Consider the following 26,112-nt stretch of genomic DNA (forward strand, 5'->3'; position numbering starts at 1 on the left):
CGGATAGGTGGTGCGAAGTCAAAAAGAAAGTGCTCCAAATCAATTTTAAGCATCTAAACAAGGCGGCATGAAGGCGACAATTTGCAATGCACCCATAGTTGAATCGCTTCCGCATTACGCTAGATTTGAATGCAAAGACGGCAATTCAACTTTTTCAATTCATAAAGTTGAGCAACTTCCCAAAGGTGAAGGCATTTGGATATATTTTGAGTGCCAAAAACTTGACGAAGAAGTGGATGCACTATTAAGCAAGGGGATTGAATTTGAAGAAATGCCTAATGATAAAAGTTGGCTGTGGCGTGAAGCGAGGCTGAAAGACCCTGACAACAATCAACTAATTTTATATTATGCAGGTCAAAACAGACTTAACCCACCTTGGAGAATCAAATGAATGAAGCCCGAAACGCTAACAGAGGTTTAGCAAAAAAGCGGATTTAGTGGTTAATTTAACATTCTATTTCGTATCAATCCCGAAAACTTTTGGGATAGTATATTGACAGTTTAGTGCTCCGAAATCCCCCATTGCGCCAAGCGCCAAACCATTGGTGGCAATTTTTCAAATTCCTTATTGACATTAAAATTGGTCAACGATATACAAATGATTTCTGGTAAGACTAATATATTAAAAAATTTAGAAGAAGAGTTAGTAAATACTCCGAAGGGTTCAACTATTTCAATCGAAATACTTGAAGTATTTGACAATAAAAAGGAGGTAATAGAAGTAAATTAACTTAAAAAGGTTCAACAGGAAAGTGTTTTATCAAGAAAAATATTTGACATACTGGCAAAATCGTAACGGTAAATATCTAGCTATACGAGACATGTTTAATGATGATAAAAAGTCAAAATAATAAAGCAACTTTTCAAAGTATTCCATAGCAAGGTAACAAAATAATAAGTGACTATTTATGACCTAAAAATTGGTTAGATAATATGAAAATTATTTGCATTTCAGACACCCACAACTTACATAAAGATACTTTTATTCCAGACGGAGACATACTTATTCATGCTGGCGACATAACAGTAATTGGGAACCGAGAAGTTGTTGCTGATTTCAATCAGTGGCTTGGACAGTTGCCACATAAACATAAGATAGTTATTGCAGGCAACCATGACCTTTGTCTTGAAAGCGAGGATTTCCAAACCGAAAGTATCTTGACAAATGCAACTTATCTAAAAAATAGCGGAATCGAAATTGAAGGTTTAAAAATTTGGGGTTCGCCAATATCTCCTATTTCACCAAAATTTGGTAATGATTGGGCTTTTAATATTGAACGTGGACATAAAATTAGACAGTACTGGGAGCAAATTCCAACGGATACGGATATTTTGATTACGCATTGTCCACCTTTTGGAATTTTAGATAAAAATGAATTAGGCAGTTTTGAAGGTTGTAAAGACTTATTAGACATAGTACAAAATTCAGTAAAGCCTCGATTTCATATTTTTGGGCATATTCATGAAGCATATGGACGGCAGCAAATTGAACAAACGACCTTTATCAATGCGTCAATAGTTGATTTACAGAATTGGATAACAAAATATAAATTCCTCAGGCGACTTAGAATAACTGCTATTTTTGTTTTTCAAACTCTCAAAAAAGTTCATAAATTAGTCTTTAAAGTTTCAAAAGACAGATCTCATAACAGGAAGTTTTCGCACTCTCATTGGGCAGTTAAAAATAAAGCAATAGTTATTGACCTTTAAGCCAAAATAAATATTCCCCCGTATAGGTTTACAGCAAGCAGACTAACAGAAATTACTAAATGTTTTATTGTACTTTTGTTTTGGCATATAGAAACTTACAAAAAACACACAAAAATCTAGCAATCAACAACTTACAAAATTTAACATTCGCGCAGATAAGCTTCAAACCCTTCACCTCCCAGATATCCCTTGGCAAAAATTAAAGAAAAAATAAAAACAATGGCACAAATAGAAGAAATTGAGTTTAAGTTTGATCCCTCCGAATCGGAAGAATTAATTAAAATATATGAGCACTTCATTGAATTGCGAAAATTAGGAAAGACAGCCTTACCCTATGAAACTGATGATTTGGGTGTTCTTCCAAAAAAGGAATGGTATTCAAAAATGAGTGAATTGATAGATAAGTATGGTTACGAAAATTACCGAAATCACGTCAAAAAGACTTTAGAGTCCCTTATCACACTTCAAAGAGCTGTTAATAGGTTTGACAACTTAGTAAAGGCCGATAATAGAAAAGGAGTTTCTAGTACTCACACAAAGTATATTGAAAATATCAGCTGGAACACCATCGCCGAAGCACCTACACACTTTTACTTTTACTGCTCTGAAAAGGGAAGATATTTGAAAGGAATGATATTGAGCGTGGCATGTATTCCTGATCCTATACTATTAAATCTAATTGAAAGATTCTCCATTGAATGTCCATTTCAAGTGGGCGGGCATTCTCAAGCCCCAACAGGCTTATATGTTTATGATGCTTTAGAAGTTTTTTCAATGCTTAAATATCCAGATTCTATTCAGTATATAATGACCTTAAAGGCTAAGATTAAACAAACATGGGCACAAAAAAAAATCGACACCTATTTAAAGAAAATCGCAAAGGAGCAGAAAGCAGATACTGATGAAATAATTGAAATTGGAACTTCCGACTATGGGTTCAATCAAGAAAACTTATACAAAAGTGATTTAGGTGATTTTCAAATTCAAATTTCATTTCTCACAAGTAAAAAGAAACAAGTAATCTGGATAGATTCAAAAAATGGAAATCAACAAAAGTCCATACCTAAAGAAGTTAAAGAAAATTTCCCAGAAACAGTTAAATACATAAACAATCACATTCAGGACATCGAAACACAACTATCAGCTCAGGCAAAAAGGATAGAAAATCAATATCTAACAAATAGGTCTTGGAATATTAACTTTTGGAATGAAAAGTATTTTAAACACCCGTTTATTGGGATTCTTACCAAGGAACTGCTGTGGTTATTTAATAGAGATAATTTAAACATTGTTGGAGCAATTGAAGGGGATAAAGTCTACTCTATCAATGGTACACCTTTGAATATTGGGGAATTTGAAACCGTTAACCTTTGGCATCCGATGCACTACAGTGATGTTACTATTTCAGACGTCAAAGCATTTATCAGAAACAAAAAAATTGAACAACCCTTCAAACAAGCAGACCGTGAATTTTACGATGCCAGATTTATCGAAGAGGCAAAAGGCTCAAAAATGAAAAAATCTATTTTATCGGAACTATGTAAAAACAGGAATTGGACTTCATCGGAAAATCATACCATAAAAATACCACAATTGAATTTAACGGCAGAATTATTATTGAAAGACAGCAATGACGGCACAAAAGGAATATTTTCCGGTTCAGCGAATGTTGAATTGCAAGGGATACAAGTAAAAATAAATAAGAAAGTAGTCCCACCATCTGAAATAAGCCCTATCACTCTATCAGAGATACTAAGAGACGTTGATTTATTCATAAATGTAGCAAAATTTGTATAGCAATGGTTGCACCTTATTTTATTCCTAAGCTAGATGAAGTTTACACAATATGTAAGCTATTAAACATAGATGAGTTGTACTTTTTCGGAAGTTCTATAAACGAAAAATTCATTCTAGGAAAAAGTGATTTGGATGTTTTAGTTCATACCGATGATGCAGACATTAAAAATATAGTTAGACTGAATGTAGAATTAAGCAAAATTTATGGGTGTAAAGTTGACCTTTTCCACATAAAATGGAATATGAATCAAGAATTAATTGATTATTTGAAAGAAAACAAAGTGTTGATTTACAAAAGAAAATGAAAACTCCTACTAACACAGTACCAGCATCCATGCTGCGTACAAGCTGCTCGCCTCTAGCCGTCGGTATCAAGTGTAAGTAAATACAAAAATAAATGAAACAACTTATAACATATTTCGGACTTGCCTATTTAATCAGCTGGACTATTTGGCTTCCCTTGTATGGACATACTTTTGGCTTGACCCATTTGCCCACTTTGCCTTATCACCACGGACTTGGAGGGTTTGGACCTTTAATCGCCTCATTTCTGACAACTTGGATGTATCAAAAAAAACAAGGAGTAAAACTTTTAATTAAAAAATGCTTACAGGCACGACCACTCATTTATTTGACCATTGCAGTATTAAGTCCATTTGTACTCGCCTTCGCTGCAACAGCTATAAATTACTTTGTTGACAAATCGCCAATCAATTTAGCGGGACTTCTAACTTCAGAAGAGTTTCCTCAATTCAACTTATTGACTTTTTTCATTTACAATTTAATTTTTTTTGGTTTTGGTGAAGAAGTTGGTTGGCGTGGTTTTGCGTTACCAAGGTTTCAGGAAAAATTTAATGCATTAAATTCAAGTATTATCTTGACAGTATTTTGGGCTATTTGGCATTGGCCACTTTTCTTTTACCGACCCACTTACGTCTCCATGGATTTTGCAGGAATATTTGGCTGGACATTCAGCCTACTAACAGGAAGTGTATTACTGACTTGGCTTTACAACTCATCCAAAGCAAGTATTTTAATTTGTGCTGTTTTTCATTCAACCATCGACATCGCATTTACAGCAGACCTTGCCAACGACAACATCGTGAATTATATGGGATTTTTAATAACAGTTTGGGGCATATTAACAATTATTATCTTCAAACCAAAAAATTTGGCAACAAGTGAACGCGAGAAAAGTACCCACCCATAATAGCGTTTGCGTCACTTGGTGGTGAAGTACACCATTGAAGTAGATAGTAAAATACTTAGGAGTCTCCAAGTTCACAAATCCAAAAACCGTTGGCATCCATTACAAAAACATATTTAAACAGAAAAATTAGATGACAAGAATAATTTTTATTTTAGGAGCTTTGATAAGCTTCTCAACATTTGGAAAATTTGGTTATGACAAATCTTTTATCGATTTTAAACTTGATACTTTAAAATTGTATGACCAAAGCAGGCAAAGAGAAATCCCTATTGCCATTTATAAATCCACGGCCCCTATTTCAAAAAAACAGGAAGTTGTGATTATTAGTCACGGCTACGGTCAAAATAAAGGTGGGGACTATTTAGCATACTCCTACTTGACAGAATTTTTAGCATCAAAAGGTTTTTTTGTTGTTAGCATTCAACACGAACTCGCAACTGACAGTTTGTTGCCTTTGACAGGGAATCCACAAGTCGTCAGACGACCTTTTTGGGAGCGCGGTGCTGACAATATTTTATTCGTTATCCACGAACTCAAAAAAACAAATCCCGACTTAAACTACAATCATATTACACTGATTGGACACTCAAATGGTGGAGATATGACGGCTCTTTTTCCGCAGAAATATCCAAACATAGTAGAGAAAGTAATAACGTTAGACAATAGGAGAATGACTTTATCCAAAACAAAAAAGGTCAAAGTTTATTCGTTACGTTCAAGCGACCAACCAGCAGATGAAGGAGTTTTGCCGACAGAAAAGGAAATAAAAAAGTATAAAATGAAAATAGTTAAGTTGGCCAATACGACCCATAATGAAATGGACGACAATGCGAATGACACACAAAGAAAAGAAATACAAAATTATATATTGACATTCTTGAATGACTGAAGTAACACAAAAACGAACTACTCACACTAGGCTTTGTGTCAAACGAGGTGACCCGGGTCGCCCTTTGGTTTTAATGACTGCTAAGAAACCGTTACTGGATTGATAATACCAAGATCAAAGAGGGCATTGGGTCTCTAGCCCGTTCTTAATACCTTAATCCATAGGCCTAATTTTAAGAGTCACTGTGGGTGACGGTAGCCCACATACTTCTGATAACAAATGAAGGAGCTGGGTCTCAAAACTTCCCAAATCAATAGATAAAGCAATGAAAATGAATAAATTACCTACACCTCAAGTCATTCTCATACGTTGAATTTTTTTTCAAATAGTACTAAAATATTAAAACATTCGAAGGCAGTTCCAAACGTCTGAAATCGAAGGAGGAAGCCCTCCTTCTTTTTTTATGGAATTAGTTGTAAGGATGCTTGATAATTCATAAAAAGCCTCGAACTTTGTAGTAAGAAACAATCGTTATCACGTTATCATTACGATTTACTGCTCACTTACCTACGGAGAACGAATTAAAAATTATAATACTTAGATGTCAGAAAATAGGAAGTTTTTTGTGTACGGATTGTTTGTGGTGGTTGCCATTATTTATCTGAGTCGCCTACTTTATCTTCAAGTACTTGACAATACTTACGAAACAGCGAGTAATTCAATCAAGGCTATACCCGATATCCCGATGCGTGGTCAAATATACGACCGCAAAGGGCGATTGATTGTTTATAACACCCTCGTATATGACATATACGTAACCCCTAACAAGCTTAAAGTCAGCGATACACTTTCATTGTGTAATCTTTTCAATATCACAAAAAGTAGTTTTGATAGCTTGATGAAAGCCGCAAAGACTTATTCTCGGGTCAAGCCTTCGCTTTTTATGCGTCAATTGTCCAAAGAAGATTTTGCGCGGATTCAAGATGCGATGGTCGACTATCCAGGGTTTGAATACCAAAAAAGCTCCATTCGGACTTATTCTGCCCCTGTACTAGCGCATGCTTTGGGCTATGTAAGTGAAGTTTCAAAAAAGCAACTCGATGCACAAGAGTATCCCTACTATCGTCAAGGCGACTTGATAGGGCAAAGCGGTCTTGAAAAATACTACGAGGAGCAACTACGCGGCCGACGCGGTGTTAGATATGTGATGCAAGACGTACACAGCGTGGCCAAAGGGCCGTGGAAAGATGGCGAAATGGATACCATTGCGCTAGCGGGCCAAAATCTTTATACTAGTATCGACTTAGACCTACAGCAATACGCCGATAGCCTTATGCAGCATAAAGCGGGGGCTGTGGTGGCTATTGAGCCTTCATCGGGAGAAGTATTGACGATTACTTCTGCCCCTACTTATGACCCTGCGCTGTTTGCAACTCGCGATTTTTCTAAAAACTACGCGAAGTTGGCACTCAACCCGTACCGCCCACTGTACAACCGTGCCGTGATGGGAAGCTACCGTCCGGGGTCTACTTTCAAAACAGTACAAGCCTTAGTAGCCATGCAGATGGGGGCAATCACCCCCGGTAGTGTGTTTAGTCATGCGGGTGCCCCTATGAAATGCCACGGACACGGAGGATTGTCGGGTGTACACAGTGCGATTCAGTGGTCTTGTAACCCTTATTTTTACCATGTTTTTAGGCGAATGATTTATGCCAACAACGAGCGTAATGTATTCAAGGCTTCTGCTGCGGGCCTCCAAAGATGGTATGAAGACTCCAAAAAGTTTGGATTTGGGCAAAAACTAGGCATTGACTTACCAAGTGAAGCCAAAGGCGTGCTGCCCGATGCCGAATATTATGATAAAAGGATTGGCCAAAATCAATGGCGTTTTGGACAAATTTACTCTTTGAGTATTGGGGAGGGAGAATTACTCATTACGCCTCTCAAATTGGCCAATCTTGCCGCTATCATTGCCAACCGAGGTTGGTATATTGCCCCTCACTTGGTAAAAGGCGTTGGCAAGAATGACAACCCGCTACCTGAGTTTAAAGAAAAACATGAAACAGGCGTAAATCGTCTTTATTTTGAGGAGGTGGTCAATGGTATGGAGATGGCCGTAGTAAGGGGTACAGTATCTCGCGGTGCCATTATCCCCGACATCCAAATGTGTGGTAAAACCGGTACTTCCCAAAACAAAAAAGGAAAAGACCATTCTATATTTATTGCTTTTGCACCAAAATACAACCCCAAAATTGCCATCGCTGTTTTTGTTGAAAATGCGGGCTTTGGAGGGTTTGCGGCGGCGCCTGTGGCATCGCTTATCATCGAAAAATATCTCAAAGGGCACGTAGATCGTAAAGCCTACGAACAAGAATGGAAAAACAAAAATTTCTTACAAAACGTAATCATTCCTAAATCGCAGCAACAACCCTCTACGCCCAAAGAAAAACCTGCCCCGCCTAAACCTGAAGCTACCATCGTAAAACAAGACAATGCCATAATTAGCAAGCCAATCAACGGATAGGCCGTACGCTTGCTATCAACGATTTTTATTTATTACCAAAGTAGCTTTCATCAAATGGCTCGTAACGAACAAAACATCATTCAAAACCTAGACTGGCTGACGGTATTGATATACGCCGCTTGTGTCACTATGGGTCTTTTTAATGTATACGCATCAGTATATAATCCCGAAGAGCAGACCAAGCTCTTTGATATTTCAAACAACGCAGGCCGCCAATTTATGTTTATCGGCACTTCTGCGCTTATTATCATTGCTATTTTAGTGATTGACCACAAATTTTGGGAGGTTTTTGCGCCTTTTATCTATGGTGCTTGTATTTTGTTGCTTTTGGTAGTGTTGGTAGTAGCTACCGATATCAAAGGCTCTAAATCATGGATTAAATTTGGTTCATTTTCTTTGCAACCAGCCGAATTTGCCAAAACAGGTACCGCCCTTCTCCTCTCACGCTATATCACTCAGCCCAACATCAATCTTAGTCGTTGGAAAGATATGGCTTGGGCGGCTGGACTCATCATTCTGCCCATGATTCTTATCATTGCTTCCAAAGAAGTAGGTTGTGCATTGGTATTTGTATCTTTTCTGATTGTGCTTTATCGCGAAGGTATTCCGGGCATTTACCCTGCCATTGTGGTTATTTCTATTGTATTATTTATCCTCTCGCTGTTTTTTTCTCCACTCTATATTTCTTTAGGATTAAGTGTAATTGGCGTATTGGTATTTTACTTTGTCATTCCTCGCTATGATCGAAACCGCAAAACTGCCATTAACTTGGTTGTGATTTTTGGGGCGATGATGCTCTTTACAACTAGTGTAGAGTTTTTGGTTAACAATGTCCTCCAAACTCACCATCGCAATCGTATCAAAGTGCTTGTAGACCCTAAAATTGACCCTACGGGAATTGGGTGGAACGTAACCCAATCAAAAATCGCGATTGGTTCGGGACGTCTATGGGGAAAGGGTTTTTTGGATGGCACACAGACCAAATTCAACTTTGTACCCGAGCAGCACTCTGATTTTATTTTTTGTACAATTGGTGAAGAGCACGGTTTCATTGGTAGTGCGGCAGTTGTACTGCTGATTTTAGGAATGATGTGTCGAATTGTGTTTCTAGCCGAACGACAGCGAACGCGCTTTGCCCGCGCCTACGGGTATTGTGTGGCGGGCATTTTATTTTTTCACTTCTTAGTCAATGTCGGCATGACCATCGGCCTGATGGTAGTGATCGGGATTCCTTTGCCTTTTTTTAGCTATGGAGGCTCCTCTATGTGGTCTTTTACGATTTTGCTGTTCATTTTCTTAAAATTAGACGCTCAGCGGCCTTTTACCCTTTCGCGAACTTAGACGCATTGGCATAAACGATATTGAGCCTTTTTATAAGTTATATCAAAAAAACAATAAGTAGGAATTTAGCATTACCTTGCACTTAAAATTTGTCGCTAAGGAATGTTATGGCTTTCATTTCCAACAAAAAAATTCCGTTTAAAATCAATGCCAATCTGCGTGGCTATCTAGAAAACTACAATCGCGAAGTCTCGCTTCCGATTGACTATAGCAACTTGCTTCGCTATGACAACGCCATTCCGCTTTATGACAAAAACGGAAATGATACCCTATGGGAAACAGTCTTTTATCCTCCTAGCGAAATAGAAGAGGTATATCATGCCCTCAAAACGATTTATGCCGATCTCAAAGCGGACGGTGATTTGTCGGTCATGAAGCACTTGTATGTTGATAGAGTCGATTTGTGCTCCTACGGCAATTCCAAGCCTTTTCGGGTCAGGATTGTCAATAAAGTCAACGACAATTTCGATTATTTCTACATCAAAAATGCCGATGCTTCGCGCATCTATGGGCTTGAGTTAGAGCATATATTATCACCCAATCGCATCAGCTACCTTACTAGCGATGATACTCTTGTCGAAGAGCATATTGCGGGAGTGCCGGGAGATATGTTCATCAAAAATTACTTACACCAACCCAACCTCAACATCATTCGCTTTTGTAAGGAATTTGTCAAATTCAACGAACGCTGCTTTGTGAGACTACTAGGCGATATGCACTCTAGCAATTTTGTAGTGGATATTACGCCTGACTTTGAAGAAATTTACTACCGTATTCGCTCGATTGATTTCGACCAACAGTCTTACGAGGGCAAAAAAGCGGTGTATTTGCCTCAATATTTTAAACAAAACAATGCAATTATAGAACTCGGTATCAAGTACTTGACTTTCGAAAGTGTGGTACAATACCAAAAAGAAGAACGCTCCCTCATCGCAGGGCGTATCAGAGTAGAGGGCAAACGTGTACAAGACCTGATGAAAATAATGGTAGAAGATCCTATTTCTCCCCCGCGCAATGTTGAACAACTTAAACAAGAACTTGCTCAACATTACAAAAACAACAATTTCTTAAAATGCCGCAGCATGGGCGAAGTCGTAATGAAAAGCCTTGAATTGGTCTCTCTTCATTAAAACTGCCTCATCTACCCTCTAACAGCATTTAGTGCTACGTCTTCGTCTATTGATAAGCGTACTATTAAATTTATGCAATTTATTGTTTTAGACGGAGATTGTCTCGTAGCGTGAAACAAACGAAGTTGTGTTATAAATTACAACTATACCCTTTATTATCATTAAGTTATAACTCCAAAATATACTCTCACAAATCAGAGTCATAAGAGACTAATTTTATTCGTGCTTCATTATACTTTTGGGGGTGTTATTAGGAAAAAAATGCTTGGACAAAAGCAAGTTTTTCCTAAATTTCTATTGACTATTTGGCAAATAAATTGGCTAATTGGAATAACTTTACAACTACCCTAACCCCCTACAAAAATGAGAAAACAGATTAAATATCTAGTGGTAGGCAGCCACGAGCTGAGTGAGCAAATTACCAGCTTTATAGATGAACTACCTTTTTTTTCGATTGCCATTAATTGTCTGACATTCAAAGAAATGACGAAGCTTCTCAAGATACACGCTGTGGATGTGGTGCTATTGGACGCTTCTCTTCCTCACTTTACTGAATTGGGTATCCTTTCTAATATGGCAACAATTATCGTCATTTCTGATAGTGACAAAGATGCCTTAAAAGCATTTGAAATAGGTGCTACCGATTACCTAATCAAACCATTGAACATACCACACTTTTCGAAGGCTTTTTTCAGAGCCATCAAAGCTAATGTTACTCAGCACAGTATTGTATTCCCCTCTGAAATTTTGGTTAAGTCTGGGCGGCGAATGGAAATAGTACATTTTGACACTATTCAATACATAGAAGCTTATGGAATGTATTCCAAAATATTTCAGGGCAATGGAAAGGTCCTCATTGCCAATTCCATGTTAATATACCTAGAACAACAACTCCCCAATAAATTATTTTTACGTATTCATCGCTCTTTTGTAGTCAACATTCAAAAAATCACGGGTTTTGACAAGCGAAAAGTCTATTTAGAAAACAAGGAAATTGAATTGGGCGGAGTATATAAGGCCAAATTCAATTCCTTGTTTAGTTTCTTGGATAATACGCTACCCAACTAAAATACGCCACATTATTTTGAGCCAAATACTTTTTGTAGTATGTCGTTGACCCGCGCCACGGGGTCTTTACGGATTTTGCGTTCTTCTTGAGCTACCAACACAAATAACCCGTCAATCGCTTTTTGCGTGGCATACTGCTTAAGGTCAGGATTTACCTTTTGTACCAAAGGAATTTTATTGTAAGTGTTGACCAAATCAGCGTAGTATTTGGTAGCGTTGTTGAGCTTAAGTGTACTATCCACTACTGGATAAAACTGCTTATACAACTCCTCGTTGGTGGTACGTTGCAAATAGCCCGTTGCCGCCGTAGAATCTCCCTTCAAAATACCCAACGCATCTTGAATCGTCATAGAGGTGATGGCTTTCACAAAAATAGGTTTTGATTTTTTGGCGGCATCTTCGGCAGCACGGTTGAGCGAAAGCACGAACCTATCCACCTCTTTGCCAAGTCCCATTTGACGGAGTCTAGCTTCTACGCGCTGTACATCGGGCGGAAATGCGATTTTAATCAGCGAATTTTTAAAATAGCCATCCACCGCCGAAGCTTTGGCGGAGCCATTGGAAATACCCACCTGCAAGGCTTCTTTGAGTCCTTTTATGATATCATCATTAGTAAGGCCATCGGCGGTGTTTTGCCCCGTAAGTACTTGTCCTGCTTTGTTTAGCAATCCTCCAAGACCGCCCGACTTATTGTCTTGGGCAAAAACTTGTAGAGAAATCAGCGTAATAAGACCTGTAAAAAGTGCAGATTTTTTCATGATATGTAACATTTGATTTAAGTGGGTGTGTAAATAAGACAACTAATTTGTAAAGAAGTCACAAACATATTACTAAGAAAATAGATTGTAGAAGAACAACGTTCATACCAAAACAGAATTTTGTCTAACTTTGAAAAAAATTTATTAACTATGGTCAAAGCGGAAGTAATTACGATAGGAGACGAAATATTGTTTGGACAAATCACCGATACAAATACGCAATGGATAAGTACAGAACTCACCAATATTGGCATCCGAACCATCCGCAAATCTTCTGTGGGCGACAATGAAGATAGTATTTTGGAAATCCTGGCCGAAGCTGAAAAAAGAGCAGATGTCATCTTAATCACAGGCGGACTTGGCCCCACCAAAGACGATATTACCAAAACTACTCTTTGCAAATATTTTGATACTGAGCTATATATCAATGAAGAAGCGTTGGCATTGGTGACCTCATTTTTTGTAAAGAGAGGTCGCCCCATGACTGAGCTCAATCGTCAACAAGCCGCTCTCCCTAAAAACAGTACATACATTCCCAATCATTGGGGTACTGCTCCGGGGATGTGGTTTGAACGCAATGGCAAAGTCTTTGTTTCGATGCCAGGCGTGCCTTTTGAGATGAAAAGCCTGATGACCCATGCCATTTTGCCAAAATTACAGTCGTTTTTTAAAACAGCGGTCATTCATCACAAAATGCTACGTACCATTGGTATTGGGGAGTCTTTCTTAGCCGAGCGCATCGAAGCTTGGGAAGATGCCCTACCCTCTCATATCAAACTTGCCTATTTGCCTAGTTTTGGGCAAGTACGCTTACGCCTTACAGCTACTGGCACTGACCTCGCCCAGCTCCAAAAAGACACGCAAGCCGAAGTGGACAAAGTAATGCCTCTCATCGCCAATTTTGTGTATGGATATGATGACGACGAAATCGAAACCGTGGTGGGTAAATTACTCAAAGAACGCGGCCAAACCCTAGCTACTGCCGAAAGCTGTACGGGTGGCTACGTATCTCATCTCATCACCAAAATACCCGGCTCTTCTCAGTATTTTATGGGAGGAGTAGTAAGTTATAGCAACGACGTCAAGATGCAACAACTAGGTGTAAGTCCCGATACATTAGCCACTGATGGTGCTGTAAGCGAGCAGACAGTCATACAAATGGCAGAAAGAGTGCGTCAGCGTCTCCAAACTACCTATGGTATTTCGGCAAGTGGTATCGCCGGCCCTGACGGGGGTAGCGACCAAAAACCCGTAGGTACTATTTGGATTGCGGTGGCGGGTCCTGACAATACCGTAACCCAAAAACTCCAGTTAGGAAAATTTCGCGAACAAAACATTCAATTTACCAGCGTTTATTTATTGAATTTATTACGTAAACAAATGTTGGGTATATAGAGTAGTTTAATAATTTTTAATCAAATACCAATGGCAATAGCAGAAATGGTGATGCCTCGCATGGGTGAGAGCATCATGGAGTGTACCGTCATCAATATCCTAAAACAAGTAGGTGATTCGGTATCAGCCGATGATTCGGTATTGGAAGTAGCCACCGACAAAGTAGACACCGAAGTACCTTCCCCTTTTAGTGGCGTGATCACCGAAATTCTTGTCAAAGAGGGAGATGTAGTTCCTATTGGTCAGACTGTAATCAAAATTGAAACCTCATCCCTTTCCTCCATAGCATCTCCTTCTGATACCCCCGAGCCTACAAACGGCGAGGAAGAAGTAACCGAACTAGAGCGTCAGTTTCATGAAGTTTCGAGCGCACTTACCTCCAGTTTTTCTGAATCAGGAGCCAAGGCTACAGGGCGATTTTATTCTCCTTTGGTACTGAACATCGCCAAAACTGAAGGGCTTTCTGCCCAAGAACTCGACCAAATCGAAGGAACAGGCGCCGAAAATAGGGTTACCAAAAAAGATATTCTCGGCTATTTGGAACAGAAACAACAAACCCCTTCTGCTCCCACCCAACAGCCTACCGCGCCCTCGCCAACGGTAACTCCTGTCAAAACGACCGACTCAAATGCGGTGGAAGTCATACCTATGGACCGCATGCGCCGACTCATCGCCGAGCGGATGATCGAATCCAAACGTATTTCGCCCCATGTGTCGTCGTTTGTGGAAACCGATATGACCAACATCGTTTTGTGGCGCAATCAAATCAAAGACGATTTCAAACGACAAACAGGTGAAGGAATCACTTTTACGCCACTGCTTATTGAAGCATTAGTGAAAGCAATCAAAGATTTTCCGCTTATTAATATTTCGGTAGAAGGCGACAACATCCTTAAGAAAAGGGACATCAATATTGGTATGGCGGTGGCATTGCCAAGTGGGAATCTAATTGTACCTGTAATCCACAATGCCGACCAGTACAGTTTGATTGGTTTAACCAAAAAGGTAAATGACCTTGCCAATCGAGCTCGCCAAAACAAGCTCACTGCCGACGATCTAGCCGGTGGTACCTACACTGTTTCCAACATCGGAACTTTTGGCAACATCATGGGGACTCCTATCATTCTCCAACCGCAAGTAGCCATTATGGCTTTTGGGGCTATCCAAAAGCGCCCCGTGGTGATCGAAACGCCACAAGGTGACGTAATTGGTATCAGAAGCATGATGTATATCTCTCACTCTTATGATCATAGAGTGGTAGATGGAGCTTTGGGAGGGATGTTTGTGAAGCGGGTCAGTGAGTACTTAGAAGGCTTTGATCCACAAAGAAAAATATTCTAAAAGCCCATTTTCATCCCCAACTTCACAGATAAGTTGGGGATTTTTTTTCCTAAAACGGTAGGGTACGATTCTTTTAGCGATTCAAGAAAGAGCTTATTTTATCACTTGCTAAGGCTATTGCTTAGCTTAACTTTCTTTCGCTATGCCCATGATACAAACAGCCCCCAATGTAAACCTCCACGTAGAAGATTGGGGCCACGGCCAAACGGTCGTTTTTTTGCACGGATGGCCCTTAAGCCACCAAATGTTTGAATATCAAATCAATCAGCTTGGCAACGATTTTCGGTGTATTCTCATCGACCGCCGTGGCTTTGGACAATCCGACAAGCCTTGGTCAGGCTATGATTACGATACTTTGGCTGATGACCTAGAAGCAGTTTTTGAAGCCCTCAACTTAGAAGATATTACTTTGGTAGGTTTTTCGATGGGAGGAGCCGAAGCCATTCGCTATATAAGTCGGCATGGAAGCCGCCGTATCGCCAAGTTGGTTTTGCTGGGAGCCGCTGCCCCTAAAATGTTAAAAACACCTGATTTTGAAGAAGGTATTGATAAAGAAGTATTCGACGAAATGATCGAAAACGCCATCCAAGATCGTGCTGCTTTTATGGAATCATTCGGTAAAGATTTTTTTGGAGTCAACCTTCTCAACACCCCTTTGAGTAGCCGATTGCTAGATTGGTTTCATGGTTTAGCTATGAAATCGTCACCCAGGGCCTTTGTGAACAGTATTCTCACTTTCAGTCAGGCCGACTTGCGCGCAGACCTCGCCAAAATCGATGTTCCTACGCTTATTATTCATGGTACAGGCGACAAAACTGTTCCCTTTGAACTCACCGCCAAAGCCATGCACGCAGGCATAGTAGGCTCACAATTAATTGCTTACGAGGAGGCACCTCATGGCTTTTTTTATACCGAATGGCCTCAACTCAACCGGCACCTAACTGAGTTTATCACCAGCTCAGTAGCCATACAAGAAAAAGTATTATCCTAAAACCACCGAGCGGGCTTATTATCGTGAATCACACCATAAAAAGCCCGCTCGCTATATTTATCTAACTAATACTACACTTTTTTAAATTTATAAGTAGTAACCACTTTAATATTGACCGAAGGGTCATCGGGGTCTGGCTCCATTATGGTCTGTGACATAGAAAAAGTATCACTATCTACCGTATAATCAAACTCCGTCACCTCATTATCTTTGTCCGTAAACTTGAGTTTACTTCCTGAAACTTCCCATTTGGTAGTATCGCTAAGCCCTTCTATTTCTGTATCCTCAGTAACACAACTTGGAGGATTGTTGGTAGAGAATATCCCATCTGATTGGAAAGTAAAAATCATATCTGAAAAACAAGTGCCAAAAAGCGCAAAAAAAGGCAGAATATCTTCTTCAGGCTCATTGTCTTCTTTTATTAATAGTGCGCTTAATTTCCAATTGCCCACCAATGGTCCGCCTGCCATGGGGTCGTCTTTTTTGCTACAAGAAAAAACAACTGCCATGAGAAGGCAAATCGCCGCTGACCGTAAAAAAGCCGGAGAAGGAAAAACTGTATTTACCATAAGAAAAGAGATAAAAGGTGTGAGAAAAATCTTTATTTAAAGTTAAAAAAAATTTCTATCAACCCCTACCCTAATTTATCAAACGGTTATTCGGGTGACACCCGAAAATGCTGGATTGAGCCAACCCATAGGCACATCGGCTACGATACTTCCGTCAGGATCAAGTACCCTACCTTCCGCTCTGCCTTCTTCTTTGAAACCTATTTTTTTGTAAAGTTCAATCGCCTTAGGGTTGCTTGAACGCGCATGGAGCTCAACCCGTAAAATATCTTTTCGCTCCTGCATAACGTAGTCGAGCAAAGCCGTAAAGACTTTTTTCCCTAGTCCTTTCCCTTGAAAATCAGGGTGTACACAGATAGTAGTATCTCCCAACATATGTTTAAAACACTCAATCCCCAAAGAATAAGTGTGTACTTCCGCCACAATTTGCCCTTCTTCTTCGGCCACGATAGAGCAGCCATTGGCCAAACTTTTGGTCAAAAAATTTTGAATATAAACCTCCGTAATTTCGTGTTCTTTGCGAGCAATACCACCCGATACCCGGGCAACAGTTTGGTACAAATATTGGATTGAATGAAGGTCGTCTAAGGTAGATTTTCTAATGAGCATTAGTAAAAATAGGTAATCAGCAATAGAAGACTATTGCATTTATTCATAAGTATTAATGACTTTTTGGTTGCCCCATGTCAATATCAATTCTTTTCAAAACCGTGTTGAGGGATTTCAGGCTTACCAACCGTATCTTTTTGGGCAAACTGCTGAGTCAAAGTAGATGAATATGACGGTATTCCTCTATTATGAAATACACGACGCCCACCCAAGCAATCTCCATAAAAATAATTGATAACCACGCCTTTACCTTCGCTTTGGCTTCGAATTCAATCTATTTAAACAACGCCACCGAAGCCGAATCATTGACGGGCGTGTCAAACACAATCGCTTCTCCCTCTTGGATATAAATCATGCCATTCCAAGGCACGTTTCCCCATACGCGCGTAAATAGAAAAGAACGATGAACGTAAATATTTGCACTAATTGGCTTTACTTCAAGCATAGGCGTTTTGTACACTTGAGCATGTAATTCTACGCCCAACAATACCCCCATAACAATCTTAAATATGCTTTTTATGGTCATTCCCGAAAAATCAATCTTCGCTATTTTAAATTTTTTCGACGATTTCGTTGAAAATCTTCCAACACAAATCCGCCCAAGCCTTGCAAGTTACTATAATAAGCCCGACCATTGTTAACTCTCGTAAATTCCTGTACAAACTGCTTTAAGTAAGGGTCAGAGGCAATCATAAAGGTCGTGATTGGAATCTCTAAGCGACGACACTGCGCTGCAAGCGTAAGGGTTTTACTGACGATTTTTCGATCAAGCCCAAAACTATTTTTATAATATCTAAGGCCTTCTTTTAGACAGGTAGGTTTGCCGTCGGTAATCATAAAAATCTGCTTATTTTTTGTCTTACGACGACGTAGCAAGTCCATCGCCAACTCCAGACCCGCCACGGTATTGGTATGATAAGGCCCTACTTCCAGATAGGGTAAATCTTTGAGTTGAATCTGCCAAGCATCATTTCCAAACACAATAATGTCTAGCGTATCTTTTGGGTATTTGGTTTTGATCAGCTCTGCCATGGCCAACGCCACCTTTTTGGCAGGGGTGATACGGTCTTCTCCATACAAAATCATCGAATGGCTCACATCAATCATTAAGACGGTAGAGGTGTTGGTTTTTTGCTCTTTTTCTACAACTTCTAAATCTTTTTCTAGCAAAAAAAAGTCTCCAATACCATGATTGATTTGGGCATTTTTGATGGATTCGGTCATCGAAATTTGCTCAAGCGTATCTCCAAACTGAAAATCACGCACATCACTACTGAGTTCATCGCCTGTACCCGTATAAGGCGTGTGGTGATTTCCGCCCGCTTTGGAGCGTTTGAGTTTACCAAAAATCTCTTCTAAAGCACTCCGCCGAATACTTCGTTCGCTTTTGGGAGTCATCACCACTTTTCCTTCTTCGTTTTCTTCGGTGATATAGCCCTTACGTTTTAAGTCTTCAAAGAAATCGCCAATCCCATATTGGTCATTGGTCAAATTATACTGCCGATCCAATTGACTCATCCACGCCATCGCTTGCGACACATCGCCCGAAGTCATCAGCAATAGCTGCTGAAAAATATTCAACAATTCGTCAAATTTACTTTTGCCGCTTTGTTGGGTAGGTTTAAATTCTGAAAAACGATGACCTAACATAATAATATAGGGGATTAAGACCGATTGATAATATTCCTTCTCTTCGTCAACACAGAAATATGCACTTAAGTTTGAACAAATACCTTCAAATTAAAACCTTATTTCTGGCGTATTATTTTGATTTGGTACAAAATAATATAGCTACTTTGCCTAAATTTGTTTGAAAGTGACCATATCGTATTTTACATGAATCAATCCGAAATCTCTTCTAACTTAAAGAGTGTGTACGATCAGCAGTATGCTCAAGCCGACACACGCTGGCGCGATATAGGCGCTCGCCAAAAAGCCGAAAACATTATCAAGTTATGCAAAAAGTACAACTTTGACAAACTCCTCGACGTAGGAGCAGGCGATGGCGCAGTGCTCAAAGAATTGGACAAGCATCATTTTGTGAAAGAGCTATCTGCCGTCGAAATCTCCAATAGTGGTATCGAAAAAATCAACTCACGGCAGCTCGCTTCTCTAAAAGAAGTAAAGCTATTTGATGGATATTCAATCCCTTATGCTGACAAAACCTTTCCGCTAGCGACCTGCTCACACGTGATAGAGCATGTGGAGCATCCACGGATTTTACTAAGGGAGATTGCTCGCGTTTCTACGTACCAGTTTTTTGAAATCCCGATTGATTTTAGCTTGTTTGTAGACCAAAAAATCGAACATTTTTTGTCTTACGGGCATATCAATATTTATACCCCCGCTTTATTTAAGTTTCTGTTAAAGTCAGAAGGTTTTGAGATTTTAGACGAATCTTTCATGTTTTTGAGTGATGAAGTAGTGGATTTTATGATGAAAGATTGGAAACAACGGCTCATCTACAAGACCAAAGTTTTTTTCCTAAAAAACTCTTCCCTTAGACGTGTCAAACCCAACGCTTACGCAGTTTTGTGCAGACACCAGGGGCATGACATTAAAATTTTCTAACTACAAAAAAGGCAGAATCGGACCGATTCTGCCTTCCTAAAAAACTTCTGACTGATTAGGCTTTTGAGTTTTCGCCGCAAAACTCTTCAAACGCCATCACTAAGTGCTCAGCAATCATTTTGGCATTGCGCCCCTCAATGTGGTGACGCTCAATGAAATGAACCAGCTCATCGTCCTTAAAAATCGCAATGGAAGGCGAAGAAGGAGGATAAGGCAACAAATACTCGCGCATTTTGGCAGTAGCTTCTTGGTCTACGCCCGCAAATACAGTTACGAGGTTGTCAGGTTTTAAGTCACTGAAAGCCAAAGCCGCTTTTACACCCGGACGGCAAGCACCAGCGGCACAGCCACAAACCGAATTTACAACCACCAAAGAAGTACCTTTGGCGTTGGCCATAAAATCGTCCACTTCGGTGCCAGTTGTCAGTTGTTGAAATCCTACGCTCGTCAGATCTTCTTTCATCGGAGCTACTAAATGAGGAGGATACATATGTTTATTTAATTTGAAAATTTGAAAATTAAAAGGTCTAATTTGGTCATTTGAGAATGAATAGAATCATTTTCAAATGACTGAATTTACTCATTTTTACATTATTACATAAAACCAAGTTCTAGTTTGGCTTCGTCGCTCATCATATCTTGTGAGTACGGAGGATCCCAAGTAAGCTCTACACTCACATCGTTTACGCCTTCTACTTCCCTGATTTTTTGTTCAATCTCACTCGGAATCGTCCCCGCCGAAGGGCAAGAGGGAGAAGTGAGCGTCATTTCTACGTAGACGTTATTGACAGGAAAGATTTTTAAGTCATAAATTAGCCCCAACTCCCATACATCCACGGGAATCTCAGGGTCATAGACTTGCTTTATTGCTTTTATGACTTCTTCTTTTAATTCTGCTTCTTCGGTCATTGTATGGTTGATTAGTTGGGTACGATTTGACTTTGGGCAAACTCTTTCATCCGCGCAATCATAGAGGCCAATCCTCCCGCCCGACGCGAAGTGATGATATTACTCATCCCTATTTTTTCGATGAAATAGAGTTGGGCAGCCGCAATATCCTCGGGTTTTTCGTCCGAAAGAACCTTAATTAAGAGACTCACCAGTCCTTTACTGATTTGGGCTGTTGGTTCGCTATCTGCCTCAAAATGAACGAGATTATCACGTATTTCGCAATGTAGCCACACCTTCGACTGACACCCCCGAATCAAGTTGTCGTCGGTCTTGTAAGCTTCATCAATAGGAGGCAATTTTTTACCTAAGTCAATGATATATTGTGTTTTGTCTAACTGTTCGTCAAACAAATCAAAATCTTCGATTAGCTCGTCTTGTTTTTCGTTGATTGTCATATTTTCTTAAATCCTATTTAAGGCTTGAATGCCGAATAGCCAAAACCAGTATATCTTCCTCAGAGACGGCATAAGTCACATTATATTTACCAACTAAAATTTCTCTCAAAGATTTCATCTGCATTTTTGCTACTATCTTACCAAGGTGAGGAAATTTTTCTAGCAATTCCATCTGATGAAAAAAATCGTCGGTCCAGTCCTTGGCATAAGCATCTGAATATTCTGATAACTCAAAAAAAATATTTTCTAAGTCTTCTCGGGCTTCTTTAGTCAAACGTGCTTTTGCCATGAGTGAACCATTTTCTTCATCTCCTCTAATGAATATGTTTCGCCAGCGTTAGCTTGTTCTAAAGACCTTTCTATTTTTTTTAGAAAAATAATATTCTCAATGATATCGTCAGCCGTCGCATCTTCGGGCAGCGACTGAATGGATTCCAATATTTGAGCCTTTGTAATCATAGATTTTATCAACTTAACATTTTTTTGACTCGTTCTAAGCCTACCACCAATTTATCAATCTCTTCTTTGGTGTTATAAACCGCAAAAGAGGCCCGAGAAGTTCCGACGATGCCGAGGCGTTGCATCAAAGGCTGTGTACAGTGATGCCCCGTCCGCACCGCAATCCCTTGCTGGTCCAGAATCACCCCAATATCTTCTGGATGTATGCCTTCCATTACAAACGAAATCACGCTTACTTTTTCTTTGGCAGTACCCACCAAACGCAACCCTTCTATACTACTAAGGGCCTCAGTACCATACACTAACAGCTCATGTTCATAGGCTGCTATTTGCTCTTTTCCAAGAGTTTCGACATATTCTAGTGCATTATGGGCTGCTACCACATCGGCGATATTGGGCGTACCTGCTTCAAATTTATAAGGCAAATCATTGTAAGTAGTTTTGGCAAAAGTCACTTCTTTAATCATTTCTCCTCCCCCCCGGTACGGCGGCATCGCATCCAAAACTTCTTTTTTACCATACAAAACGCCCATGCCCGTAGGGCCATAGAGTTTGTGCAACGAAAACACGTAGAAATCACAATCAAGTGCTTGTACATCTATTGTAATGTGAGAGCTTGCTTGTGCCCCATCAATAAGCACCTTGGCTCCTACAGCATGTGCTTTTTCGATGATTTCAGCAACAGGATTGATGGTTCCGAGGGCGTTAGAAACATGCACCACCGATACGAGTTTGGTTTTTTCGGACAACATCCCTTCAAATTCATCCATCAATAGCTCCCCTGCATCATTGATAGGAATCACACGTAGCACACACCCTTTCTCCTCACAGAGCATTTGCCACGGAACGATATTTGAATGGTGCTCCATGGTACTAATAATAATTTCATCACCTTCTTTCAAAAACTTACGTCCATAGCTCTGCGCCACGAGATTGATGCCATCGGTAGTACCGTAGGTAAAGATAATCTCTTCTACCCGAGCGGCATTCATGAAGCTTTGGATTTTAAAACGAGAAGCTTCAAAAGCAGAAGTGGCTTTTTCGGCCAATGAATGAATCCCCCGGTGAATATTGGCATTGTAATGCTCATAATAACGTGCCAAAGCATTCAGTACAGGCAGGGGCTTTTGGGTAGTGGCGGCGTTGTCGAAGTAAACCAATGGTTTGCCATTGACCACCTCCCCTAAAATAGGAAAATCTTGACGGATTTTTTGAATATCAAGCACAGAGAAATACGTTATTCGTGATACTTAAATTGCGAACAGCCTTTAACAAAAAGAAGTATTTGAAAAGGCTACTAAAACAACAAACAAATTTAGTGTTGAGTTTTATAATGTCTAAATAAAAACCCATCCGTTGGTATAAAAGTCATTTTTTATGTGACTTAAAAGCATTTCATTTGTCTCATCTTTAAACTAAAACCAACAATTGCCATGGTCAATGCCAAACACTTAGCTACTTTTATCCTCGGCGCAGCGGCTGGAGTAGCCTTACACAAATATTTGCAGACTGAAGAGGGGGAAAAGATGTTTGAAGATCTCAAAACCAAAGCCAACGACCTCAAATCAGAAGCAGAAGGTGCAATCGACAAAATGCCCGAATACTTTGAACAGCTCAAAACCCAAGGCTCAGATGCCCTCAAAAAATATACGCCCGAAGCCGAAAAAATGCTACAGGATTTGCTGGATAGCCTACAAGGAAAAGGAAACACCCCTTCGGCAACCGTCGAAAAATAATCATGTAAATGCAAAAAGGTGCGCTTTTAGGCGCACCTTTTTATATTGTACAACTAGTAACTTATTATTCTTCTCCTACTACGCTTACGTTCAAAGAGTGTTTCACTTCTTTGTGTAAGTCGAGGATTGCTTTATAAGTGCCTACTGTTTTTACGTCTTCAATCGTAATTTTCTTACGATCCACGTCAAAACCTTTTACTTTAAGTGCATCCGAAATCTGAGTGTTGGTCACTCGTCCAAAGATTTTGCCACTGTCACCTACTTTAGCTACTAGTTGGATAGTAATATCTCCAATGCTAGCCGCCAAATCTTCAGCGTCTTTTTTGATTTTTTCGGCCTTGTGAGAAGCTTGCTTCAAGTTTTCGGCCAATTGTTTCTTGTTTGATTCTGTCGCCATTACCGCGAAGCCCTGCGGAATAAGATAGTTGCGACCATAGCCAGCTTTTACATCTACAACGTCGTTTTTGTAACCAAGCCCGGCAATATCAGTTCTTAAAATAACTTGCATCGTCAGTTTTCTCCTTCCGTTTTTACTTTAATTGATCAGCTACGTACGGTAATAATCCTAAGTGGCGCGCACGTTTGATCGCCTGCGACACTTTGCGTTGATACTTCAATGAAGTACCAGTAAGACGGCGAGGTAAAATTTTACCTTGCTCGTTGATTAACTTCAATAAGAAGTTAGGATCTTTGTAATCAATAAACTTAATACCAGCTTTTTTGAAGCGGCAGTATTTTTTGCGGTTTTGATTACGCTCGATGGGTTCGTTTACTAATGTCATTGTCTTAGCCCTCCTTAGATGTTTCGGTTTGTTTTTTTCCTACAAGTCCTCCGCGTCTGCGTTCTGCATACGCTACATGATGCTTATCCATAGCGACAGTCAAGTAGCGCATCACGCGCTCATCACGGCGAAACTCTGTCTCAATCACTTGAATAAGTGAAGGTTCAGATTTAAACTCGAAGAGTTGATAAAAACCTGTGTTTTTGTTTTGGATAGGATAAGCCAATTTTTTTAGGCCCCAATTGTCCTCGTGTACTAGTTCCGCACCGTTGTCGGTAAGGATTTTGCGAAACTTCTCGACGGTGTCCTTCATCTGTTGATCAGATAAAACGGGAGTTAAAATGAACACCATCTCATACTGTTTTGTAAACATACTGAGAATTGTTAAACGTTTATAAAAATGAACTCATTGTAAATGAGGGCGCAAAGGTAGCGTTTTTTAAAATTCTAGCCAAAATTATTGGTGTTATTTTCTAAAAACCACTTATTATCAGTCACCTCCCAAGGGAAATAGGGCAGACGCTCGGTGGGCTTCTTTCATCAATGCTTCCATTTTAGCTACTCTGTCAGGAAATTGCTTAGACAAATCCACTTGTTCTGAACTATCTTTGGTCAAATCGTAGAGTTCTATTTTGGAAGCTTCGGGACGATTTATATTCAGTTTGACTGCCTTCCAGTTTCCTTGGCGAACGGCTTGCTTCCCTCCTCCTTCATGAAATTCCCAGTACAAATATTCGTGCTGTTTTTGTTTGCCTTTTCCAGTAAGAGTAGCCGCAAAAGAAAGTCCGTCAGTAGGTGAAGTCACTTTGGTATGAGCTAGCTCAGCCAAAGTAGGAACCAAATCCCAAAAAGCTCCCACAAAATCACTTTGGGTATTAGGTTTTATGATGCCAGGCCAACTTACCACAAAAGGTACCCGAATCCCGCCCTCGTACAAATCACGCTTTACGCCTCTGAGGCCTCCTCCACTATTGAAAAAAACAGGGTCAGCTCCTCCCTCAACGTGAGGGCCGTTGTCGCTCGAAAAGATAATGATGGTATTTTTATCCAGACCTTTTGCTTTGAGCTTGTCCATGACCTCGCCCACGTACTTGTCCAAGCGCGCCACCATTGCCGCAAAGGTGGCATGAGGATAAGGCTGAGAGGTATATCCACCGTCTTTGGCGTCTACGCCATAGTCGGCCCCCTTAAATGGCTTTTCAGGAAATTTGCCTTTATAATATTCTAAAAGTGGGTCGTCAGGAACTAACAATTCGGCATGAGGCAAAATGTAGGGCAAAAACAGAAAAAATGGCTGTTTATCGTTTTGTTTGTCAATAAAAGTCAGTGTTTGCTGCTGTATCAAATCGGGCGCAAACGTTTTGGCAACTTGAAGATTCTGATTTTCCGTTAAAACTATCTTCTTTTCATTTTCCCAAAGGTGAGCAGGATAATAGCGATGTGCCAACTTTTGACAATTGTACCCATAAAAATAATCAAAGCCTTGCTTGAGGGGGTCTCCCTCCGACCCTACTGGCCCCAGGCCCCATTTGCCAAATGCAGCGGTAGTGTATCCTGCTTTTTTCAAGACCTCGGCGATGGTAGTTTCAGAAGCCGCCAAAGGCTGCTGACCTTCGGGTATTATTTCTTTGTTGCCCCGTATGTAGGTATGCCCCGTGTGCTGCCCTGTCATAAGCGCTGAGCGAGAAGGAGCACAGACCGTAGTACCCGCATAAAACTGATTGAAGCGCATTCCTTGAGCCGCCAAACGATCCAAATTGGGAGTTTTTATTAGTTTTTGGCCATTGAAGCCCACATCTCCGTAGCCTAAGTCATCCGCCACAATCAACACGATGTTGGGCTGAGTGGCATTTTTTTGTTGGGCTTTTCCAGATACGGTGAGGCATATCAAAAAACAAATCCCTAACCAAGTCTTTTTCATGAATTTGTGGTTTTATAAATAATTA

At 40.0% G+C, this 26,112-nt stretch carries 30 protein-coding genes; 15 read left to right on the forward strand and 15 right to left on the reverse strand.

Annotated features, from left to right (window positions below; genetic code table 11):
• Positions 1–67: 67 nt before the first annotated feature.
• The 10 genes from G563_RS34825 to G563_RS0115015 all read left to right on the forward strand — a co-directional run bounded on the left by G563_RS34825 (position 68) and on the right by G563_RS0115015 (position 11,609).
• Positions 68–391: a VOC family protein gene (locus tag G563_RS34825; RefSeq protein WP_051210994.1), complete on the forward strand. Its 324-nt coding sequence runs from the start codon at positions 68–70 to the stop codon at positions 389–391.
• Between the two features lie 542 nt (positions 392–933).
• A complete protein-coding gene (locus G563_RS34830) occupies positions 934–1,710 on the forward strand; it encodes a metallophosphatase domain-containing protein (RefSeq protein WP_063828410.1) in 777 nt (258 codons plus the stop codon).
• A 219-nt stretch (positions 1,711–1,929) separates the two neighbouring features.
• Complete coding sequence (locus tag G563_RS0114980; RefSeq protein WP_028666033.1) at positions 1,930–3,507, forward strand: DUF4132 domain-containing protein; 1,578 nt, start codon at positions 1,930–1,932, stop codon at positions 3,505–3,507.
• A 2-nt stretch (positions 3,508–3,509) separates the two neighbouring features.
• Positions 3,510–3,812, forward strand: a complete 303-nt coding sequence (locus G563_RS0114985; protein WP_028666034.1) for a nucleotidyltransferase domain-containing protein — start codon at positions 3,510–3,512, stop codon at positions 3,810–3,812.
• 92 nt (positions 3,813–3,904) lie between these two features.
• The gene (locus G563_RS0114990) at positions 3,905–4,717 is read left to right on the forward strand and encodes a CPBP family intramembrane glutamic endopeptidase (protein ID WP_028666035.1); all 813 of its coding nucleotides are present in this window, start codon (positions 3,905–3,907) and stop codon (positions 4,715–4,717) included.
• A gap of 130 nt (positions 4,718–4,847) precedes the next feature.
• Positions 4,848–5,606, forward strand: a complete 759-nt coding sequence (locus tag G563_RS0114995) for an alpha/beta hydrolase family protein (RefSeq protein WP_028666036.1) — start codon at positions 4,848–4,850, stop codon at positions 5,604–5,606.
• A gap of 541 nt (positions 5,607–6,147) precedes the next feature.
• Positions 6,148–8,070: a penicillin-binding protein 2 gene (gene mrdA, locus G563_RS0115000; protein WP_028666037.1), complete on the forward strand. Its 1,923-nt coding sequence runs from the start codon at positions 6,148–6,150 to the stop codon at positions 8,068–8,070.
• 54 nt (positions 8,071–8,124) lie between these two features.
• Positions 8,125–9,411, forward strand: coding sequence for a rod shape-determining protein RodA (rodA, locus tag G563_RS0115005; protein WP_028666038.1), 1,287 nt, complete (start codon positions 8,125–8,127; stop codon positions 9,409–9,411).
• Between the two features lie 107 nt (positions 9,412–9,518).
• Positions 9,519–10,541, forward strand: a complete 1,023-nt coding sequence (locus G563_RS0115010; protein ID WP_028666039.1) for a hypothetical protein — start codon at positions 9,519–9,521, stop codon at positions 10,539–10,541.
• A gap of 363 nt (positions 10,542–10,904) precedes the next feature.
• Positions 10,905–11,609, forward strand: coding sequence for a LytR/AlgR family response regulator transcription factor (locus tag G563_RS0115015; RefSeq protein WP_028666040.1), 705 nt, complete (start codon positions 10,905–10,907; stop codon positions 11,607–11,609).
• Positions 11,610–11,620: 11 nt separating this feature from the next.
• Here G563_RS0115015 and G563_RS0115020 read toward each other — a convergent pair whose 3' ends face one another.
• Complete coding sequence (locus G563_RS0115020) at positions 11,621–12,367, reverse strand: DUF4197 domain-containing protein (RefSeq protein WP_374754517.1); 747 nt, start codon at positions 12,365–12,367, stop codon at positions 11,621–11,623.
• A 150-nt stretch (positions 12,368–12,517) separates the two neighbouring features.
• On the opposite strand from G563_RS0115020, the gene G563_RS0115025 reads away from it, so the two are divergent.
• From G563_RS0115025 to G563_RS0115035, 3 genes are all read left to right on the forward strand, one after another.
• On the forward strand, positions 12,518–13,762 hold the full coding sequence (locus tag G563_RS0115025) for a competence/damage-inducible protein A (protein ID WP_028666042.1): 1,245 nt from the start codon (positions 12,518–12,520) through the stop codon (positions 13,760–13,762).
• Positions 13,763–13,792: 30 nt separating this feature from the next.
• Entirely contained in the window at positions 13,793–15,103 is a 1,311-nt protein-coding gene (locus G563_RS0115030) for a dihydrolipoamide acetyltransferase family protein (protein WP_028666043.1), read from the forward strand.
• Between the two features lie 142 nt (positions 15,104–15,245).
• A complete protein-coding gene (locus G563_RS0115035) occupies positions 15,246–16,094 on the forward strand; it encodes an alpha/beta fold hydrolase (RefSeq protein WP_028666044.1) in 849 nt (282 codons plus the stop codon).
• A 71-nt stretch (positions 16,095–16,165) separates the two neighbouring features.
• On the opposite strand, the gene G563_RS0115040 is transcribed toward G563_RS0115035, so the two are convergent.
• The 4 genes from G563_RS0115040 to G563_RS0115065 form a co-directional block, all read right to left on the reverse strand.
• Positions 16,166–16,663 (reverse strand): lipocalin-like domain-containing protein, encoded by a 498-nt coding sequence (locus G563_RS0115040; RefSeq protein ID WP_084650872.1) that lies wholly within the window; start codon positions 16,661–16,663, stop codon positions 16,166–16,168.
• A gap of 78 nt (positions 16,664–16,741) precedes the next feature.
• Complete coding sequence (locus tag G563_RS0115050; protein ID WP_028666046.1) at positions 16,742–17,272, reverse strand: GNAT family N-acetyltransferase; 531 nt, start codon at positions 17,270–17,272, stop codon at positions 16,742–16,744.
• 274 nt (positions 17,273–17,546) lie between these two features.
• Positions 17,547–17,798: an MBL fold metallo-hydrolase gene (locus tag G563_RS37025; RefSeq protein WP_157585348.1), complete on the reverse strand. Its 252-nt coding sequence runs from the start codon at positions 17,796–17,798 to the stop codon at positions 17,547–17,549.
• 20 nt (positions 17,799–17,818) lie between these two features.
• On the reverse strand, positions 17,819–18,922 hold the full coding sequence (locus tag G563_RS0115065; RefSeq protein ID WP_028666048.1) for a vWA domain-containing protein: 1,104 nt from the start codon (positions 18,920–18,922) through the stop codon (positions 17,819–17,821).
• Positions 18,923–19,108: 186 nt separating this feature from the next.
• Here G563_RS0115065 and G563_RS34840 point away from each other — a divergent pair, with 186 nt between their 5' ends.
• Positions 19,109–19,843, forward strand: coding sequence for a class I SAM-dependent methyltransferase (locus G563_RS34840; RefSeq protein WP_037326998.1), 735 nt, complete (start codon positions 19,109–19,111; stop codon positions 19,841–19,843).
• A 55-nt stretch (positions 19,844–19,898) separates the two neighbouring features.
• Here the strand turns inward: G563_RS34840 and G563_RS0115075 are convergent, their stop codons facing one another.
• The 6 genes from G563_RS0115075 to G563_RS0115100 form a co-directional block, all read right to left on the reverse strand.
• Complete coding sequence (locus G563_RS0115075) at positions 19,899–20,333, reverse strand: BrxA/BrxB family bacilliredoxin (protein ID WP_028666049.1); 435 nt, start codon at positions 20,331–20,333, stop codon at positions 19,899–19,901.
• A gap of 104 nt (positions 20,334–20,437) precedes the next feature.
• Complete coding sequence (locus G563_RS0115080; RefSeq protein ID WP_028666050.1) at positions 20,438–20,752, reverse strand: SUF system Fe-S cluster assembly protein; 315 nt, start codon at positions 20,750–20,752, stop codon at positions 20,438–20,440.
• Positions 20,753–20,763: 11 nt separating this feature from the next.
• Positions 20,764–21,189, reverse strand: a complete 426-nt coding sequence (locus G563_RS0115085; RefSeq protein ID WP_028666051.1) for a SufE family protein — start codon at positions 21,187–21,189, stop codon at positions 20,764–20,766.
• Between the two features lie 13 nt (positions 21,190–21,202).
• Entirely contained in the window at positions 21,203–21,478 is a 276-nt protein-coding gene (locus G563_RS34845; protein WP_037327002.1) for a type II toxin-antitoxin system RelE/ParE family toxin, read from the reverse strand.
• A complete protein-coding gene (locus G563_RS0115095) occupies positions 21,460–21,648 on the reverse strand; it encodes a hypothetical protein (RefSeq protein WP_063828411.1) in 189 nt (62 codons plus the stop codon). The genes G563_RS34845 and G563_RS0115095 overlap by 19 nt, the downstream gene beginning before the upstream one ends.
• Positions 21,649–21,656: 8 nt before the next feature.
• Positions 21,657–22,874: a cysteine desulfurase gene (locus G563_RS0115100; RefSeq protein ID WP_028666053.1), complete on the reverse strand. Its 1,218-nt coding sequence runs from the start codon at positions 22,872–22,874 to the stop codon at positions 21,657–21,659.
• Between the two features lie 207 nt (positions 22,875–23,081).
• Here G563_RS0115100 and G563_RS0115105 point away from each other — a divergent pair, with 207 nt between their 5' ends.
• On the forward strand, positions 23,082–23,384 hold the full coding sequence (locus G563_RS0115105; protein WP_028666054.1) for a YtxH domain-containing protein: 303 nt from the start codon (positions 23,082–23,084) through the stop codon (positions 23,382–23,384).
• Positions 23,385–23,448: 64 nt separating this feature from the next.
• Here G563_RS0115105 and rplI read toward each other — a convergent pair whose 3' ends face one another.
• From rplI to G563_RS0115125, 4 genes are all read right to left on the reverse strand, one after another.
• Positions 23,449–23,892, reverse strand: a complete 444-nt coding sequence (rplI, locus tag G563_RS0115110; RefSeq protein WP_028666055.1) for a 50S ribosomal protein L9 — start codon at positions 23,890–23,892, stop codon at positions 23,449–23,451.
• A gap of 22 nt (positions 23,893–23,914) precedes the next feature.
• A complete protein-coding gene (rpsR, locus tag G563_RS0115115) occupies positions 23,915–24,166 on the reverse strand; it encodes a 30S ribosomal protein S18 (protein ID WP_013930944.1) in 252 nt (83 codons plus the stop codon).
• A 4-nt stretch (positions 24,167–24,170) separates the two neighbouring features.
• A complete protein-coding gene (gene rpsF, locus G563_RS0115120; protein ID WP_028666056.1) occupies positions 24,171–24,539 on the reverse strand; it encodes a 30S ribosomal protein S6 in 369 nt (122 codons plus the stop codon).
• A 117-nt stretch (positions 24,540–24,656) separates the two neighbouring features.
• Positions 24,657–26,087, reverse strand: coding sequence for an arylsulfatase (locus tag G563_RS0115125; RefSeq protein WP_028666057.1), 1,431 nt, complete (start codon positions 26,085–26,087; stop codon positions 24,657–24,659).
• Positions 26,088–26,112 lie beyond the last annotated feature (25 nt).

It is taken from the genome of Runella zeae DSM 19591 (assembly GCF_000423565.1).
GTDB classification, from domain to species: Bacteria; Bacteroidota; Bacteroidia; order Cytophagales; family Spirosomataceae; genus Runella; species Runella zeae.